The organism is Stieleria marina, assembly GCA_007741555.1.
Lineage (GTDB): Bacteria > Planctomycetota > Planctomycetia > Pirellulales > Pirellulaceae > K23-9.
Window position 1 is genome coordinate 7,066,727 of the sequence record CP036526.1, and the last position, 15,080, is coordinate 7,081,806.

The window sequence follows — 15,080 nt, forward strand, 5'->3', positions numbered from 1 at the left end:
CAGATCCATTGTAGCGAAGGGTGATGAAAATTGCCCCGCCAGCAGAACGCCGCGATACGGCTGCTAAAACTGGTCCTGCCCGACATTAGGGGATGCCGTAGACTATGCGGCATGAATGGAATCAATGACCCAATCGACCGGCCACCCAATCGCTTGGTGGCAATTCTTGTTGCCGCTGGCGTCGCCCTTCAGTGGCTCTGCCAGCCACCACTGGGATGGTGGCCTATCGCATTTGTGGCAATCATTCCCTGGCTGATGATTGTCCGCTACGACGATCACTTTGAAGGCCGTGATCAACTGATCATTTGGCTGGCTGGACTGGTTTATTGGCTACTGACACTGCAAGGGCTGCGACACGCCCATCCTGCGATCTACGTTGGCTGGTTCGCACTGGCGGCCTATCTGAGCGTGTACGGCGTCTTATTCGTGGCGTTGTCGCGGCGGATGGTTCGATTGGGTGCACCGCTTTGGGTGACGGCTCCCGTGGTCTGGGTCGGACTCGAATGCGTGCGCAACTACTTTGCGACGGGAATCTCCGCCGCCATGCTTGGCCACACGCTCGCCGACGTTCCAGAGCTAGTTCAAATCGCTGATCTGTTTGGCAGCTACGGCGTCAGCTTCGTAGTCGTCGCTGTAAATGTCGCAGTCTACGAATTGATTGCTTCTCGTTTGCCCTTTCTTTCGACGCCAAACGCTGCCGTCAGTCGCCCTACCCGTTCAAGAATTGTGGCCGTTGCGGCCGCCATCATCTGGGTCGCTTGCACGATTGGATACGGGCGATTTCGATTGAAACAAACGGTCGGCGAGAAAGATCTTGCGACGTTTGCTTTGATCCAACGCAGCGAAGTCGTGGAGTTTCCGCAGGGACAAAAACGCGATGTCGATATTTTCTACAACTACGCGCGTCAAACGGTCACCACCCTCGAAAGCACTTCAGAAAAAATCGATGCCGTTGTATGGCCCGAATCGATGTTCTCGGGCGGCAAGTTCTGGGTCGCCGATCCCGCCGTCGCCGTCGTCCCAGCGGAGTTCACCGGCAACGACGATGAGTTTCGTGAGTGGATGGACTATGACCGCCAAGAGTTCTTAGTCCGCGCAGCGGATCTACAGAACGCATTTGCCACCAGCAACACAAACAACCACCGACCACAGATCATCGGCGGCTGCGGTGTCATTCGCTATGCGGCCGATCCGCAGATGTTTAGCGGAATTGTCCAAGTCGATTCGGATGGCCAAGTCACCAACTGGTATGGCAAAACGCACCGCGTCATGCTCGGGGAACACATCCCGATTCTCTCGTCGATAACCGTATTGCGACCGTACATTCCCTTGGGGCTACGTCTATCCAAAGGACCAGGCCCGACGAACTTTCAAGTTGGCCAGACGAATGTTTCACCGAACATTTGTATCGAGACCGCTGTCGAACGCGTCCCCGTCGATCATCTTTCCCAGCTTCGGCAAAAGAACGCTCTTCCCGACGTCATTTTGACAGTGTCCAACGATGGTTGGTTTGACAACTCCAGCGTCATCGATCATCACCTGCGTTGCGCACAAATGGTGGCGGTCGGTTGCCGTCGACCGATTCTGTCTTCATCCAACAATGGACCAACGGCGTGGATCGATAGTCGCGGTCAAATTGTCCAACGATTGGCAACCGGCACCGAAGGAGCGATTATTGCCAAGCCCGAACATGACAGCCGCGTCAGTGTCTACGTCACCATCGGAGACTGGCCCGCTCGTGTGCTGGCAATTGTCTGCCTGGGGCTGATCGCCGTCATCGTGAAGGAACGCTATTTGGCCAAGCGTCAATCAAAGAACTGACCGCGCTATTTCTTCTTTCCTCGCGGCACCGTCGATACGAAATGGACGGGCAATTCCGGCAACGATGTCAGAAACAACTTTCCATACTGCTTCGTTTTGATGCGTGGGTCCAACACAACCACCATCCCTTCGTCGGTGCGAGTCCGAATCAGTCGCCCAAACCCTTGCCGAAATTTGATCGCGGCTTCGGGTAACTGGTAGTCGCGAAACGGATTGCCACCGCTTTCCTTGATTGCCTCCAAGCGGGCTTCCAGCAGCGGATGATTCGGAACAGAAAACGGCAGTTTGGTAATCAGCACGTTGGTCAGCGCTTCACCAGGCACATCGACACCCTGCCAAAAGCTATCGGTGCCAAACAAAACCCCTTTGGGATTTCGACGAAACGCATCCAACAGCTGAGTCCGGTTTTGCTTGCCCGCTTGCGAGTACAGCTGCAGATTCCGCTCCGCTAACCAAGGCATCAGCGCGGCAGCCGATCGGCTCAGTAAGTCGTAGCTTGTGAACAAGACAAAGGCATGCCCATCGGTGTGACCAACAAATCGTTTGATTTGCTCGGGCAGTGCTTTTTCAAAAGCAGCTTTCTCCCCCGATGGATCGGGCATGTCGGCCACGACAATCAGCTTCGCCTGCTTCTTGTAGTCAAACGGACTGCCCACGCGGACGGACATACCGCCGCTTAGTCCAATCCGTGATCGGTAAAACGAAAACTTGTCGTCTTTGCCAGTTGCCAACGTTGCGCTTGTCATCACCACACTGCGAATTGATTCGCTTTGAAACAACTCTTTGCGGAGCGATTTGCCAACATCGATCGGTGACGCCGCCAACGTGACTCGGTCGACACCCCGACGCGATCCCGTGCGTTCGATCCAGTACACAGCGTCTTCGATTTCGTGCCCCAGCCATTGCCGAAGCCCGCCCGCCAAAAGCAGCAGTCGGTTGTGTGCCGATTCAAAATCAATGCGGTCCGCTTCGTTCTCCTCACCGTCGGCTTGCTGTTTCATTGCCCGCGCCAACTTCTCCATTGGATCGCTTAGCGAATTGGCAACCACATCCGGAGCCGACACGCGGCCGTTCTCTGGGCCGGAATCTTCCAGCCATAACATGACCTCCGAAAACATCGACGACGCTGCAAACCGACAGCGTTCGACCTCGCGTTGCAGACCCTTTAAGTCCTTTGCAACCAGCAGACCTTTTTGCGTTTGATCGTTGTAAAGCTTGTTGAAGAGATAATCGAACTGCCCGCTCGTCAGCCGGATGCCCAAGTGATCGCCGGCGACCGATTCGATCGTATGGCATTCATCCAACACCACCGCGTCGTAGTCAGGCAGCAGCGACACGCCCTGACGTCGAAGTGCCAAATCGCTAAAGAACATTGCGTGGTTGACGATCATCAACTGAGCATTCTGTGCTCGCCGTCTCGCCTTGAAATAGAAACAATCTTTGAAGTGCGGGCAATTGTTACGCAAACAGTTGCCAGTATCGCTGACGATTTCATCCCAGACTTCGGCATCCGGCCGGACGTTCAGCGTTGACCGAGAACCATCGTTAGTATCCTTGGCCCACTTTTGGATAATCCGCATCTGCGAAAGCTGTTCGTCGGACGACAACAGCGAGGTCATTTTGCCGAGCGTGCGGTTCATCCGCCGCAGCGACATGTAGTTGCCGCGGCCTTTGACAAGCACCGCCGAAAATTCGCGGGGAATGATGCTATTCAGAAACGGCACGTCTTTGGAAATCAATTGCTCCTGCAAGCTGATCGTATGAGTGGAGATCAACACGCGCGGTTTCCGCGGACCGTCATCGGTTTTCAGCGGCGGAAAGTCAGTCGTGGCGTGCAGGATCGCGGGCACCAAGTAAGCAAAACTTTTGCCAGTCCCCGTACCGGCTTCCGCGATCAGGTGCTTGCTTTTGGATAGCGCCGAAGCCACCGCCCGCGACATTTCTAATTGCTGCTGGCGTGGTTCGTAGTTTGATAGACGACGCGAGATCAACCCGCCGTCACCCAATATCGAATCGACCGTTAAATCGTCGCTCAAGTGAATCGTCGCTCAGGTATTGGGTCGATCAGGGACAGAGTCGACACCGCGACCACAAACCAATGTCCGCTGTTAAACGTCAGTGTTGACAGAAATTTCAAGATACCAGCACGGCCGCGAGTCGAACATGCCGAATCAATTTGCGTCGCTGCCGATCAAGCACTTTGCCCACGAAAAAAAGCAAATCGGTTACGATCTGGGTCCGCCCAGAGCGGATCATGCTACTGAAATGAAGTGCCGTTGTTCTTGCTGGAATCGTAATTGGATGATGTCCACCTTGTTGCAAACCTGTCCCGAATGCTCCAGTTCGCTGGAACTGCCGTCCGATTCTGTGGGTCGATTAGCAAAGTGCCCGACCTGCCAGGCTACGTTTCGAATTGGCGAGACTGAAACCGAACCAGACGCGACGGAGGATCGATTCCAAGTCGCCCAAGTCGCCATCGAAGAGATCGTCGCTCCTACGTGGGCTTTATTTCGCAACAATTGGCTCCCTTCCATTATTTCGGGCCTGATCGTCGGTGCCGCCGGTGTCGTTTTTTTGGGTTTGCCGATTTGGGTGCTATCGACCATGGCCGGAGGAAACCAACAGTTGTACGCGGTGATCGGCGTCATGCTGATGATCCCTTATTCGCTGTTGATCAGTGCGTATGCTTTGGTGGGATTGTGCCGAGTGCATTTGGCCATCGCACGTGGCGAGAGCGAACCGCTAAAAGAAATCATGCCGCCAAGCGAATTGGTGCTTCGTTTTTTACCCAGCTACCTAATGATCTCGCTCGCGATCGCGGCCATTTTCGGCGTCGGAATTGGGGCGGTTGTCGTTGCCGCCGCAGCGAACCAACCGCAACTGGCCAACCTAATCGGCATCATTGTCGCGTTCGCGCTGATGGTCGTCGTAACCGTGGTCCAGTGGTATCTCTGGGCCTGGATGCTGGCGGCAAGTGACGGCAAATGCACGGCGTTGGGATCGCTAAAAGTCGCAGTCAGTATCACACTGCGAAACAAGCTTTCGTCGTTTCTGATCGTAATTATCGCCGTCGTCCTTTCGCTGGTCGGATCGCTCGCGTGCTATGTAGGGCACGTCGTTACGTCCCCTTTGACACTGCTTATGTTCGCCGTCGGATACTTGCTGACAACGAATCAGCCCATAGCGCACCCTGACGAATTGTCGTCTTGAACAACAGCCGTTTCAGATTCTTCGCCGGATCAAGCGATGGCGTCAGCACAAATGAACCATCGCGACGGTGTGACCAATTGCGACGGATACAATTGCGGTTCGTGTTGATTGGAAAACACCTTTGCCAACGCGTCTTGCTTGTTCTCGCCAGCAATCAAAAACCATGACTGCGCTGCAGAATTGATCGCCGGCGCGGTCAGTGTGTAACGAAACGCATCAAATTTTTCGACCCAGTTTTCGACAAACCATCGCTCCGATTCGTTCAATGCATCCGTCTGGGGAAAGAGCGAAGCCGTGTGCGCATCGTCGCCCATGCCCAGCAAAGCCAAGTCCCACTGCGGAAACGTGTCACCCTCAAAGTAAGTTCGCAAAGTCGCTTCGTACTGCTGAGCGGCCGCTTTGGGATCGTCGACATTGACAGGCACCGGATGCACATTTGCTTCAGGAACCGGCACGTGGTCCAGCAGCGCTTTGCGAACCATCAAAAAATTGCTGTCACGGTGATCATGCGGCACATTTCGTTCGTCGCCCCAAAACCAGTGGATGTGCTGCCAAGACAAATCCCGCTGGGCCAACATTTCGTAAATGCGTTTGGGAGTGGAACCACCCGAGAGCGATACGCGAAAGCGTCCCGTCGTCGAAATGGTTGATTCAGCCAGTTCGCAAAACGCATCGACAACCGTCTGATGCAAGTTCAGCAGATTCGGAAACGGCTTGATATCGTCGAGCATGTATAGACCAGAGGGATGAGACAAGAATCAGAAGGTTTCTTTTTTACCGGGAAACGAACCATCATCGATGGCGTCCCGATAGTCAGTGACGGCTTTGCGAATCGTGCCACGAACATCGGCCATCTGACGCACAAATTTTGGCAGATAGCCCGACGTCAGCCCAATCAAATCGTTCGTCACCAAAACTTGGCCATTCGTATCGGGGCCGGCTCCAATGCCAATCGTGGGCACACTGACGGCATCAGTAATCGCCTTGCCGATCTCCCGCGAAACGCACTCGATCAAAACACAGAAGGCACCCGCACTTTCTGCGGCCAATGCGTCTTTGACGAGTCGGTCGGTGTCTTTTTGAACGCGGTAGCCTCCATCAACTAAGACATTTTGAGGTCGCAGCCCGACATGTGCCATCACGGGAATGCCCGCGGTCACCAGCGCGCCGATTCGCTCCGACTGTTCAGCGCCGCCTTCCAGCTTGACGGCGTGGCACTCGGTTTCTTTTAAAACTCGAGCACCGCATTGCAATGAATTCTCAATACTCAACTGACCTTCGGGAAACGGCAAGTCGACGACGACCATCGCACGACGCGCCGCACGCCCAACCATTTCGGCGTGATAGATCATCTGATCCATCGTGACGGGCAGGGTCGTTTCGTGCCCCTGCACGACCATCGCCAACGAATCTCCCACCAGCAGCACATCGATCCCTGACTCGTCCAAAACCTGTGCGGTTGGGTAGTCGTAGGCCGTCAGCATCGAAATTCGTTGCCCGTCGCGGGCCATGCGTTGAAGCGTTCGCGTTGTGATTCGCTGCGGAGCGGTAGAGTCGGACATGGGATCGTTGGTTGGAACAGCATCAGCGTGGGACGGGACCTTTCGGCTTAAGCCAGTCATTCTACGCCCGAGTCAGGATTTCGACGCGGGGTGCAAACGCAAAAGCGGGCTGCAAACGCCAAAGTTGCCCCACGACGTGCAAAATCAGCCTGATTCAGCTGGACAACCTTCTGACACACTACCGCGACGCAGCTTCTATAATGACGGGAACCGCATTCGTGTCCGTACGAATGAACCTGCCTGCCCAGCAGAACGCCTTTAGAACTTTGGTTGTCTTATGCATCCGTCGCCGTATTTACAGAACCTGCTCCAATCCGCTTGCCGATTCCCGTTGAATGCGGTGAAACACAGCCCTCGCGCCGTGCGATTGATGGCGTGCGGCATCGCCGTCATTTTCATTGCCGCTGGCAGCGGCCCCACCGTTTTGGCCGATGAAGCCGCCGGTTTCGGCAAGGCCGCAAGTGGTGCATCAGCCAATGAAGTGGCCGAATTCAAAGGCAAGCTCAAAGGGTTTCAACGTGGCGTATTGCAGGTAACCAAAGAGGACGGCACCGATGTCATGGTGCAACTGCCCGCGACGGCAGCCGGCTTCACGTTTGTCGCCGACGCGAAGATCCCGTTTCTGACGCGAGGTATGCTGGTGAGATTCAGCGGCACGTTTGCTCCCAACGGCGCGGCCGCGGTACCGATCGACAAGGTCGAGATTTTTCAGCCAATCAATCTGCAAGGAATTCCCGGACACTCGCGGGACCGGTTCGTACCGGGCGTGCATCCGGCCGACAAACGGGCCGCGAAAAAGCCAGTGGGACTTGGCAAATACACGATCGTCGGCAGCTTGGTGGGAATTAACGGCAATGGAGCGATCAGGGTTCAAGCCGGCAAGATTCCGGTGGTTGCTCCGCTCGCTCAAGATGCGACGTTTCAGATTCGGTTTAACAATCTGAATCTTGCCAAGGAAGGAGATACCGTCAGCGTGGCCGGTTTTTACAATCCGCCCGATGAGACCCGCATTCGGGGCGAGGTCATTACGATCACAACCGACCGAGTTTATGGCGAGCCCAGCGAAGTACCGCAGCGAAGGTCCCGTCGTACTTCGAAACGAGCCAGTAAAAAAGCCGACGCCGAGTCGCCAGCGACCTCAGAACCCGCGGATCCTCTGGAAGATTCCGCCAAAAGCTAAGCAAAACAGACAACTTCGGCGAAGAACTCTCGATGATTTCCGGCGGAAAAACGCGGCGTTTCGCTATTTAGTATCTGTAGGATCTCCCAAATCACATTACCCCAGTTATAAACCTGAATTTCCTTCGCGCGGCAAGCTTGGCCGCGTACCTCAACCGGCGGAATACATCTGGGACAAAGTGCCCCGAATTGCTTAGGATGCTGGTTAAGATGTCGCTGGATATTCAGTCCATTCCGACTGTTTCGCTCGATGTGAAAACATCGACCACCCGCCTGTGTCCAGCTCGAAACCCACCTCCGACAAACCCCGATCAAAAATCATGTTGCGCGCGTTATTCTTCGTCATTTGCTCACTGGCCTTGCTGGTTGTTCATCGCGCGCCTGCGGTCGCCGAACAAGAACTGACCATCGGTTCCCCGGCACCTTCCTTAGATATCGAGCATTGGATCCAGGACGGAAACGGTTTCTTCAAACCGGTCAAGAAGTTTAAAAAAGATAAAGTCTACGTCGTCGAATTCTGGGCGACCTGGTGTGGGCCCTGCATTATGAGCATGCCGCACTTGGCCGAAACACAAAAAAAATACCGTGGCCGCGGGGTGCAGATCATTAGCATCTCGGACGAGTCTCTTGATGAAGTCGAAAGCTTGCTTTCGCAGGAGCATCCTCAAGCCGGAAAAGGCAAAGGGGCTCCAGCAGCAGGCTCCACTTTCGCCGACATTACTTCGGCGTACTGCTTGACGACTGATCCGGACCGATCGGTGCACGAATCGTACATGGAAGCCGCCAATCAGAACGGGATCCCAACCTCGTTTATCGTCGGAAAATCAGGCCAGGTCGAATGGATCGGACATCCGATGGAAATGGACGCTCCTTTGGAAGCGGTTGTCGAAGACACGTGGGACCGCGTCAAGTTTAAAAAACAGTTTCAATCGGCTGCTGAATTTGAAACCAACATGCAAAAGCTATCGATGCTTGCCGGTGCAGGCAAATTCGACGATGCGATTGCGTTCGCCGAAGCTCAAATCAAAAAATCCAAAGCCGACGAACTCGACGAGATGGTCATTCAATGGACCGACATTCGTTTTTCGTTAATGATCTCGACTGGAAACATCACCGACGACGTGGTCACCTATTACCGTGATCACATCAATACGATGAAAGACAATCCCATTCAATTGGCGCAGTTCGGGTACTCGCTTTACGACGCTTTCCAGCAAGGCGGTGACTTGGGACCGCTGGACACGGATGTCATCAAAGCCATCACCGCAAGTAGCGACAAGGCGCCTGCTGACGCGGTCCCATTCCTGCAAAACACGATCGCCCAGCTCTTCGCTGCCGACGGCCAGTTGGAAAAAGCCATCGAAGCCCAGAAGAAAGCCGTCGACGCTGCGGATGAACGCCAGAAACGCCGACTGGTCCCATTCTTGGAATCATTGCAGGGAAAACTGGCCAAGGAAAAGAAGGCCAGGGACGACAAGTAAGACCCAAATCAGCCATCCGACGGCTGCGGTTAGCCGATGCAAAGCATCGGCACCGCAACGGCTACTCGGGTGGAATGTCGTAGGACAAATCGAACCGCCGCCAACACCAGGCGGCGGTGGCAACCGATGCAATCGCGATCATCCAAGTGGTCAGCACGGCGCCGGTTACAAAAGCAATCTGATTGAATGATGGCGAGACGATGTTTTTGCAAATGACTGCCCAAGCCACCAGCGCTCCCAATGATCCAGCGATCACGGCGGCTTTTCCCAGGAATGTCAACTTCGCACGAATCATCATGCCGATCCCTTCGGCCCGTTCGTGGTGCGGGTAGGCCAAGAAAAGTGCGTTTTCAGCTGCAAACGTAAACACTGCCAGTGCCGACAACATGCCGGTCCACAGCACGCACTGAAACCACCCGGGCTGTGTCACCAAGGCTGCGATCACAATCGTGATCCACTGAAAAGCCAGTGTGATCAATAGCGGCAGCGCAAGTTGCCCTAGCACCATCGACAGCGGCCGAACCGGCAGCGAACGCAGCAACTGCATGCGACGCAAGTCACGACGAAAATCGATTCGCAAAGCAGGTGGCGCCAACAGCATCGTGCACATAGCAATGCCACCGACTACGTAAAACCATTGTTCGGTAATCTGTCCGGTGGCCAGGGGAGAAAGACACAAGAGCGTCGGCACGATAAAGCTAAAAATGATCGTGCCACGGTATCGGTTCACACTGACACTTTGGCGAGCAACCAAATGAAGTGCATCACGCACGACGGTCGAACCAAAGCGATTCGCGAAGCGTATGACGCGATCACTCAGCACAAACGATTGATCAGTCGACTGATTGCGAATGTCGGAGTTGGCAAGAAAGCTTCGGTCCTGTAATCGTTCCTGCTCTCGACGATGACGTGCCGCCTGGGACCAAGCGTCCACACGAACCAACGCTGCGATCGAAACCGGAATCATCAACAATGACACTGCCAGTTGCGCGAACGTCATCAACTGCATGTCGGCAGTGACGGCCAATCGGGCCGATGAAATCCAAGGCAATGCCAGCCACTGAATCGTATCGCTGGCTGCAACATCACCAATCGCACTGAACCCAGAAATCAAGTATTTCCAGGTGGGAGATCCGATTGGCGTCCCAGCCAAGACCCTTGCAATGACTTGCAGCGCGACAGCACCCGCGATCGCAGTAACACCCCAGCGCAAACGATTTCGCGAGTTCTTGGAAAGTCCTGCGGTCCCTCGCTGTACGACTAACCGTGAAATCTCCAGAACCACGAGCGACGAAAAGACACCGATCAACAGCAGCGAGAAGTGCGAAACGTCGCAGGCCAGCACCACGGCCAACAAAAACGTTTTCATCACGGCCGCGACGACGATATTGTTGACGTGATAAAGTGCCAGTGAAGACCGCCGCACTGGACCACCGCCCAACCAGAGCTCTTCCGCACGACTCATTTCCAGATCAGCAACTTTGCTAGTCCAACAACAGCGGACGAGGTGGTAGAGCAAGTAAATCACCATTCCGCCCGATAGCCAGAGTTGCAATCGGGCCGGATCGGTAGGCGTGCGTGCCGAGAGTACAAAAACTCCGTTGGCGATGTAGATCGCAAAAAAGACAAGAGCCAACGTCGTTGCGATCAAACGCCGAGGCGATCGCAATCGTTGAAGCAAACGAATGATCCGAAACTGACCACGACGAATCGTCAGAGCAGCCAATTCTCGGTGAACGCGAGGCGAGTCCCAGGTCGACGATTGATTTGGCACCGAGGAAAGCATCACAGCGACGCCTCGCCAAGAGATTCGCTGCGAGGCAAAGCAAGATGATCGAGCGTCGGTTCCGTCAAATCAGAGGCCATGTTTTTGATTTCCAAGACTTGATCGAGCGCCGCAGACTCCGGCAAGCCTGACTCATTTGATGTTGCCGCAAAGTAGGCTTCCTCAAGTGTTTTTGCATGGGGAAATTGCGACCGCAAATCCGCTGCTGCTCCAAAATACTGCAAGCGCCCTCGCTGCATCACCAGCAAGTGCGTGACAACATCATCGATCATCGCCAGCAGGTGACTGCTAATGACAACGGTCGCCCCTGCATCAGCACGCTTGCGAACCGAAAGCAGCAACGACCGAATTCCGGGAGGATCCAATCCAGTCAACGGTTCGTCCAGCAACAGGACTTGCGGGTCAAAAAGATACGCACAGCAGATTGCCAATTTCTGACGCATCCCACGAGAGAGCGTTGTAGCCCCAGCGTTGATTTTGCTAAGCAAGTCAAACTGCGACAGCAAGCCGTTTGCCTTAGTGCGATGATCATCCACGTTGTAGAGCCGCCCAATGAATTCCAGATGCTGCCCAACCGTAAGGTCATCAAACAAAGGCGGATCATCGGGCACGTATGCCAAACGCTGTTTTAATTGCAACGAATCGCCACTGACGTGACACCCCGCCACGGTTAATTCGCCGCGGGTCGCTGGAATCAGCCCCGCCATGCATCGCATAGTCGTTGTTTTGCCCGCACCATTGGGGCCGATTAGACCGCAGATTTTTCCGGCAGAAAGTTCAAACGAGAGTTGATCGACCGCAAGATGGTCATCGTAGAGTTTTGTCAGTTGGTCGATCTGTATCATCATCGAGTCTCGTTGCAGCCGTTTTGCAAAATTGTTTGCGTGGAATAAGCGTCCTGCGGAAGCCTAGGTCACAATCTCTGGCATGCGTTTCGCTTTATAAGCGTCGTACCGATTGAAACGGCAGATGTCCCCATTGGCACTCAGATCGCGCGCTGTCACGCTATTTCGCTTAGTCCCATAACGCGATTGATCTTCGAGCCTTCGTTTTGCCGCCTCGCCAGCCAACTCCCTCCGCATCTGCTGATTCCCCCAGCGCCGACGGTGCTAAGCCGGACCAGTCCCCTTGGTCACCGCTACGCACACCGATGTTTCGCGCGTTTTGGATTGCGTCGCTGATATCCAACTTTGGCACTTGGATCCACGAAGTCGGTGCAGGATGGTTGATGGCTAGCCTGGATTCGTCGCCAGAGATGGTCGCTGCAGTGCGGACGGCAATGGCGACGCCCATCGTGTTGTTGGCGATCCCTGCGGGCGTGGTCGCGGACCGTGTGGACCGACGACAACTGCTGATCATCACGCAGCTCATCATGTTTGCAACGACCGCCACGCTGGCGACGATGACTTACACCGGCGTCATTACCTCCTGGATGCTGCTGGCGTTGACGACTGTCATGGGCATGGCATTGGTGCTGCATGTTCCCACCTGGCAGGCCTCCATTCCGGAACTCGTCCCGAAACACCAAATGTCGCGTGCTGTTGCCCTGGGCAGCATCAGCTTCAACTTGGCCCGAACAGCGGGACCCGCCGTTGGCGGACTGCTGATCGCAACACTGGGCAACTGGGCTCCCTTCGTCGCCAACGCTCTGTCGTTTGGTGGCGTGTTGGCGGTACTGATTTTCTGGCGCCGCGAAAAAACCGAATCCTCACGAGGTCTATCGTTTCGAATCTCGCTCTATCAAGGCGTGCGCTATGTCGCACGCAAAAGCAGCATGCGCAATGTGATGCTGGGAGTTGCGTTCTTTATCTTGCCCGGCAGTGCGCTCTGGGCGCTTTTGCCGTTGGTCGCCAAACAGCGACTGGACTGGGACGCCAACGGGTTTGGACTTCTGGTTGCCTGCGTAGGAGGCGGTGCGTTACTGGCATCACAGACTTTGTATCGACTGCAGTCACGCTTTGGCAGTGATCGCACAGTAGCGGGCGCGATGTTGGTGTTTGCGGGGGGTTTGTTTGTGATGAGCCAAAGTACAACGGGATGGGTGGTGGCGGCCGCAACCATCGTCATGGGAAGCGGATGGATGACGACGCTGACCACGCTCAACGCGACGGCTCAAGTCACGCTCCCAAGCCAACTGCGCGCACGCGGAATGTCGTGCTACTTGACCGCGATGGCATTGTCGATGTCGCTTGGATCATTCGTGTGGGGACAAGTTGCAGGCTGGACGGATTTGTCGACCGCGCAAAGCATCGCGGCCGCCACATTGGTTGTGACGGCCACGATCAGTCTTCGATTCAAGCTAGGCAAATCGCTCGTCTAGCTATTCAAGGCTAAGCGAACATGTAACCTTCTTCGCCGTGATCCGACTGGTCCAAACCGCGCTGTTCTTGAACACTTGGGACTCGCAGTCCAATTGTAAAATCAATGAGCTTTAGCAAGATAAAGCTGCCAACAACGGCAAAGACAAACGTGATCACGACGGCAACGATCTGACCGATTACCAGCGAGGGATCTCCCGACTCCAATAGTCCGATCGCGATGCCTTCTTCGGTCACATCCCAGCAAGCACGTGTCGCAAACACACCGGTCAGAACAGCACCGATGATCCCGCCGACACCGTGAACACCGAATGCATCCAACGCATCATCGTACTTCAGCGCGTGTTTGATTTTACTACACGCCAAGAAGCAGATGACACCTGCACAGGCTCCCATAAAGAGGGCCGGCATCGGCTGGACGAATCCGGCCGCCGGTGTGATACAGACCAATCCCGCGACCGCACCACTACTGGCGCCCAGTGCAGTTGGCTTTTTCAAAACAACCCACTCGGTCAGCGCCCATGCCAGTGCGCCAGCAGCAGCCGAAAAATGAGTCACTGCAAAAGCGCTGCTAGTAATTCCGTCGCTTAGCAATTCGCTTCCCGCATTGAATCCAAACCAACCGACCCACAACATGGCCGCGCCCAGTACGGTGTACGTCAAGTTGTGCGGCTGTAACGGTTCTTTCAAATATCCCATACGTGGACCCAGCAGCAGAGCTGCCACCAGAGCCGATGCACCACTGCTGATATGAACGACGGTTCCACCGGCAAAGTCCAAAGCGCCTCCCATGATGCTACCCTCGCCGTAGGACAAGGGGCCCGAATCCCAAACCCAATGACACAGCGGGCAGTAAATCAATGTCCCCCACAGAATCGAAAACACGACCATTGCGCTGAACTTCATGCGTTCGGCAAACGCACCGCAAATCAGGGCGGGCGTGATAATGAAAAACATTCCCTGGAACAACATGTGCACCAACCGAGGAATGTCACCTTCCATTGGAGTCACCGCTGCGCCGTTTTCGCCGATGGAAGGATCCCATTCGCGTTGAACTCCGTTCATCATCACGTACTCCGTGTTGCCAATCCAACCACCCGAACCGCCAAAGGCAAGCGAGTAACCGTAGATCGCCCAAATGACTGTCATCAGCCCCATCAAGAAGATGCACTGCATCAATACGCTCAGCACGTTCTTGCGCCGAACCAGTCCACCGTAGAACATCGCCAAACCCGGCGCGGTCATGAACAGCACCAGAGCACAACACGTCAGCATCCAAGCGTTGTGCGCCGGATCGATCTCGCTATCGACGACGGCGCCTTCGGTTACTCCGGACGGCGCAACGGTTTCTGCAGCGGCGACCGTCTCGGTCGATACCGTCTCCTGCAACTCAGTTGCCTGCCCATCGGGCGACGAAGCATCTTGGGCGACAGCAACGGGGACGATGACAATCAGAGACAGCGCGATTGCCATCATCGGAACATGGATCAAACGAATCACGGATTCTTTCCTGAAGACGGGGGATGATATAGACGAACGACACCGGACCACTGAAAGTGATCATATCGATCGCGATTGTTTGAGCCGCCTTGGCCCCAATTCAATGGGACACCCAAACAACGCATCCGGCATCAACGGAGACGATTTCGCCGCCAATTCGGCGTGTTTCCGGTGACGAAGATACGCCAAACAGCTACCAATGGACAGCCGGTGCTACTGCCAG

At 55.0% G+C, this 15,080-nt stretch carries 11 protein-coding genes; 5 read left to right on the forward strand and 6 right to left on the reverse strand.

The genetic code is table 11. The annotated features are described in order from the left end of the window. The first annotated feature begins 111 nt into the window (after positions 1 to 111). Entirely contained in the window at positions 112 to 1,821 is a 1,710-nt protein-coding gene (gene lnt, locus K239x_RS25050; protein WP_145421044.1) for an apolipoprotein N-acyltransferase, read from the forward strand. Between the two features lie 5 nt (positions 1,822 to 1,826). On the opposite strand, the gene K239x_RS25055 is transcribed toward lnt, so the two are convergent. Next, the gene (locus tag K239x_RS25055) at positions 1,827 to 3,857 is read right to left on the reverse strand and encodes an ATP-dependent DNA helicase (protein WP_145421045.1); all 2,031 of its coding nucleotides are present in this window, start codon (positions 3,855 to 3,857) and stop codon (positions 1,827 to 1,829) included. Positions 3,858 to 4,122: 265 nt separating this feature from the next. Here K239x_RS25055 and K239x_RS25060 point away from each other — a divergent pair, with 265 nt between their 5' ends. Continuing rightward, entirely contained in the window at positions 4,123 to 5,031 is a 909-nt protein-coding gene (locus K239x_RS25060) for a hypothetical protein (RefSeq protein ID WP_145421046.1), read from the forward strand. Between the two features lie 29 nt (positions 5,032 to 5,060). Here the strand turns inward: K239x_RS25060 and pgl are convergent, their stop codons facing one another. After that, positions 5,061 to 5,762, reverse strand: a complete 702-nt coding sequence (gene pgl, locus K239x_RS25065) for a 6-phosphogluconolactonase (protein WP_145421047.1) — start codon at positions 5,760 to 5,762, stop codon at positions 5,061 to 5,063. A gap of 27 nt (positions 5,763 to 5,789) precedes the next feature. Then, the gene (gene panB / locus K239x_RS25070; protein ID WP_145421048.1) at positions 5,790 to 6,593 is read right to left on the reverse strand and encodes a 3-methyl-2-oxobutanoate hydroxymethyltransferase; all 804 of its coding nucleotides are present in this window, start codon (positions 6,591 to 6,593) and stop codon (positions 5,790 to 5,792) included. Between the two features lie 340 nt (positions 6,594 to 6,933). On the opposite strand from panB, the gene K239x_RS25075 reads away from it, so the two are divergent. Both K239x_RS25075 and K239x_RS25080 read left to right on the forward strand, forming a co-directional pair. Next, the gene (locus K239x_RS25075) at positions 6,934 to 7,773 is read left to right on the forward strand and encodes a hypothetical protein (RefSeq protein ID WP_145421049.1); all 840 of its coding nucleotides are present in this window, start codon (positions 6,934 to 6,936) and stop codon (positions 7,771 to 7,773) included. Between the two features lie 319 nt (positions 7,774 to 8,092). Beyond that, a complete protein-coding gene (locus K239x_RS25080; RefSeq protein WP_145421050.1) occupies positions 8,093 to 9,253 on the forward strand; it encodes a TlpA disulfide reductase family protein in 1,161 nt (386 codons plus the stop codon). A gap of 61 nt (positions 9,254 to 9,314) precedes the next feature. On the opposite strand, the gene K239x_RS25085 is transcribed toward K239x_RS25080, so the two are convergent. Together K239x_RS25085 and K239x_RS25090 are read right to left on the reverse strand one after the other, a co-directional pair. Then, on the reverse strand, positions 9,315 to 11,042 hold the full coding sequence (locus K239x_RS25085; protein WP_145421051.1) for a hypothetical protein: 1,728 nt from the start codon (positions 11,040 to 11,042) through the stop codon (positions 9,315 to 9,317). Then, on the reverse strand, positions 11,039 to 11,887 hold the full coding sequence (locus tag K239x_RS25090; protein WP_419189373.1) for an ABC transporter ATP-binding protein: 849 nt from the start codon (positions 11,885 to 11,887) through the stop codon (positions 11,039 to 11,041). The genes K239x_RS25085 and K239x_RS25090 overlap by 4 nt, the downstream gene beginning before the upstream one ends. A gap of 302 nt (positions 11,888 to 12,189) precedes the next feature. On the opposite strand from K239x_RS25090, the gene K239x_RS25095 reads away from it, so the two are divergent. Continuing rightward, positions 12,190 to 13,359 (forward strand): MFS transporter, encoded by a 1,170-nt coding sequence (locus K239x_RS25095; RefSeq protein WP_145421052.1) that lies wholly within the window; start codon positions 12,190 to 12,192, stop codon positions 13,357 to 13,359. A 10-nt stretch (positions 13,360 to 13,369) separates the two neighbouring features. Here the strand turns inward: K239x_RS25095 and K239x_RS25100 are convergent, their stop codons facing one another. Continuing rightward, positions 13,370 to 14,833, reverse strand: coding sequence for an ammonium transporter (locus K239x_RS25100; RefSeq protein WP_145422572.1), 1,464 nt, complete (start codon positions 14,831 to 14,833; stop codon positions 13,370 to 13,372). Positions 14,834 to 15,080: the final 247 nt, after the last annotated feature.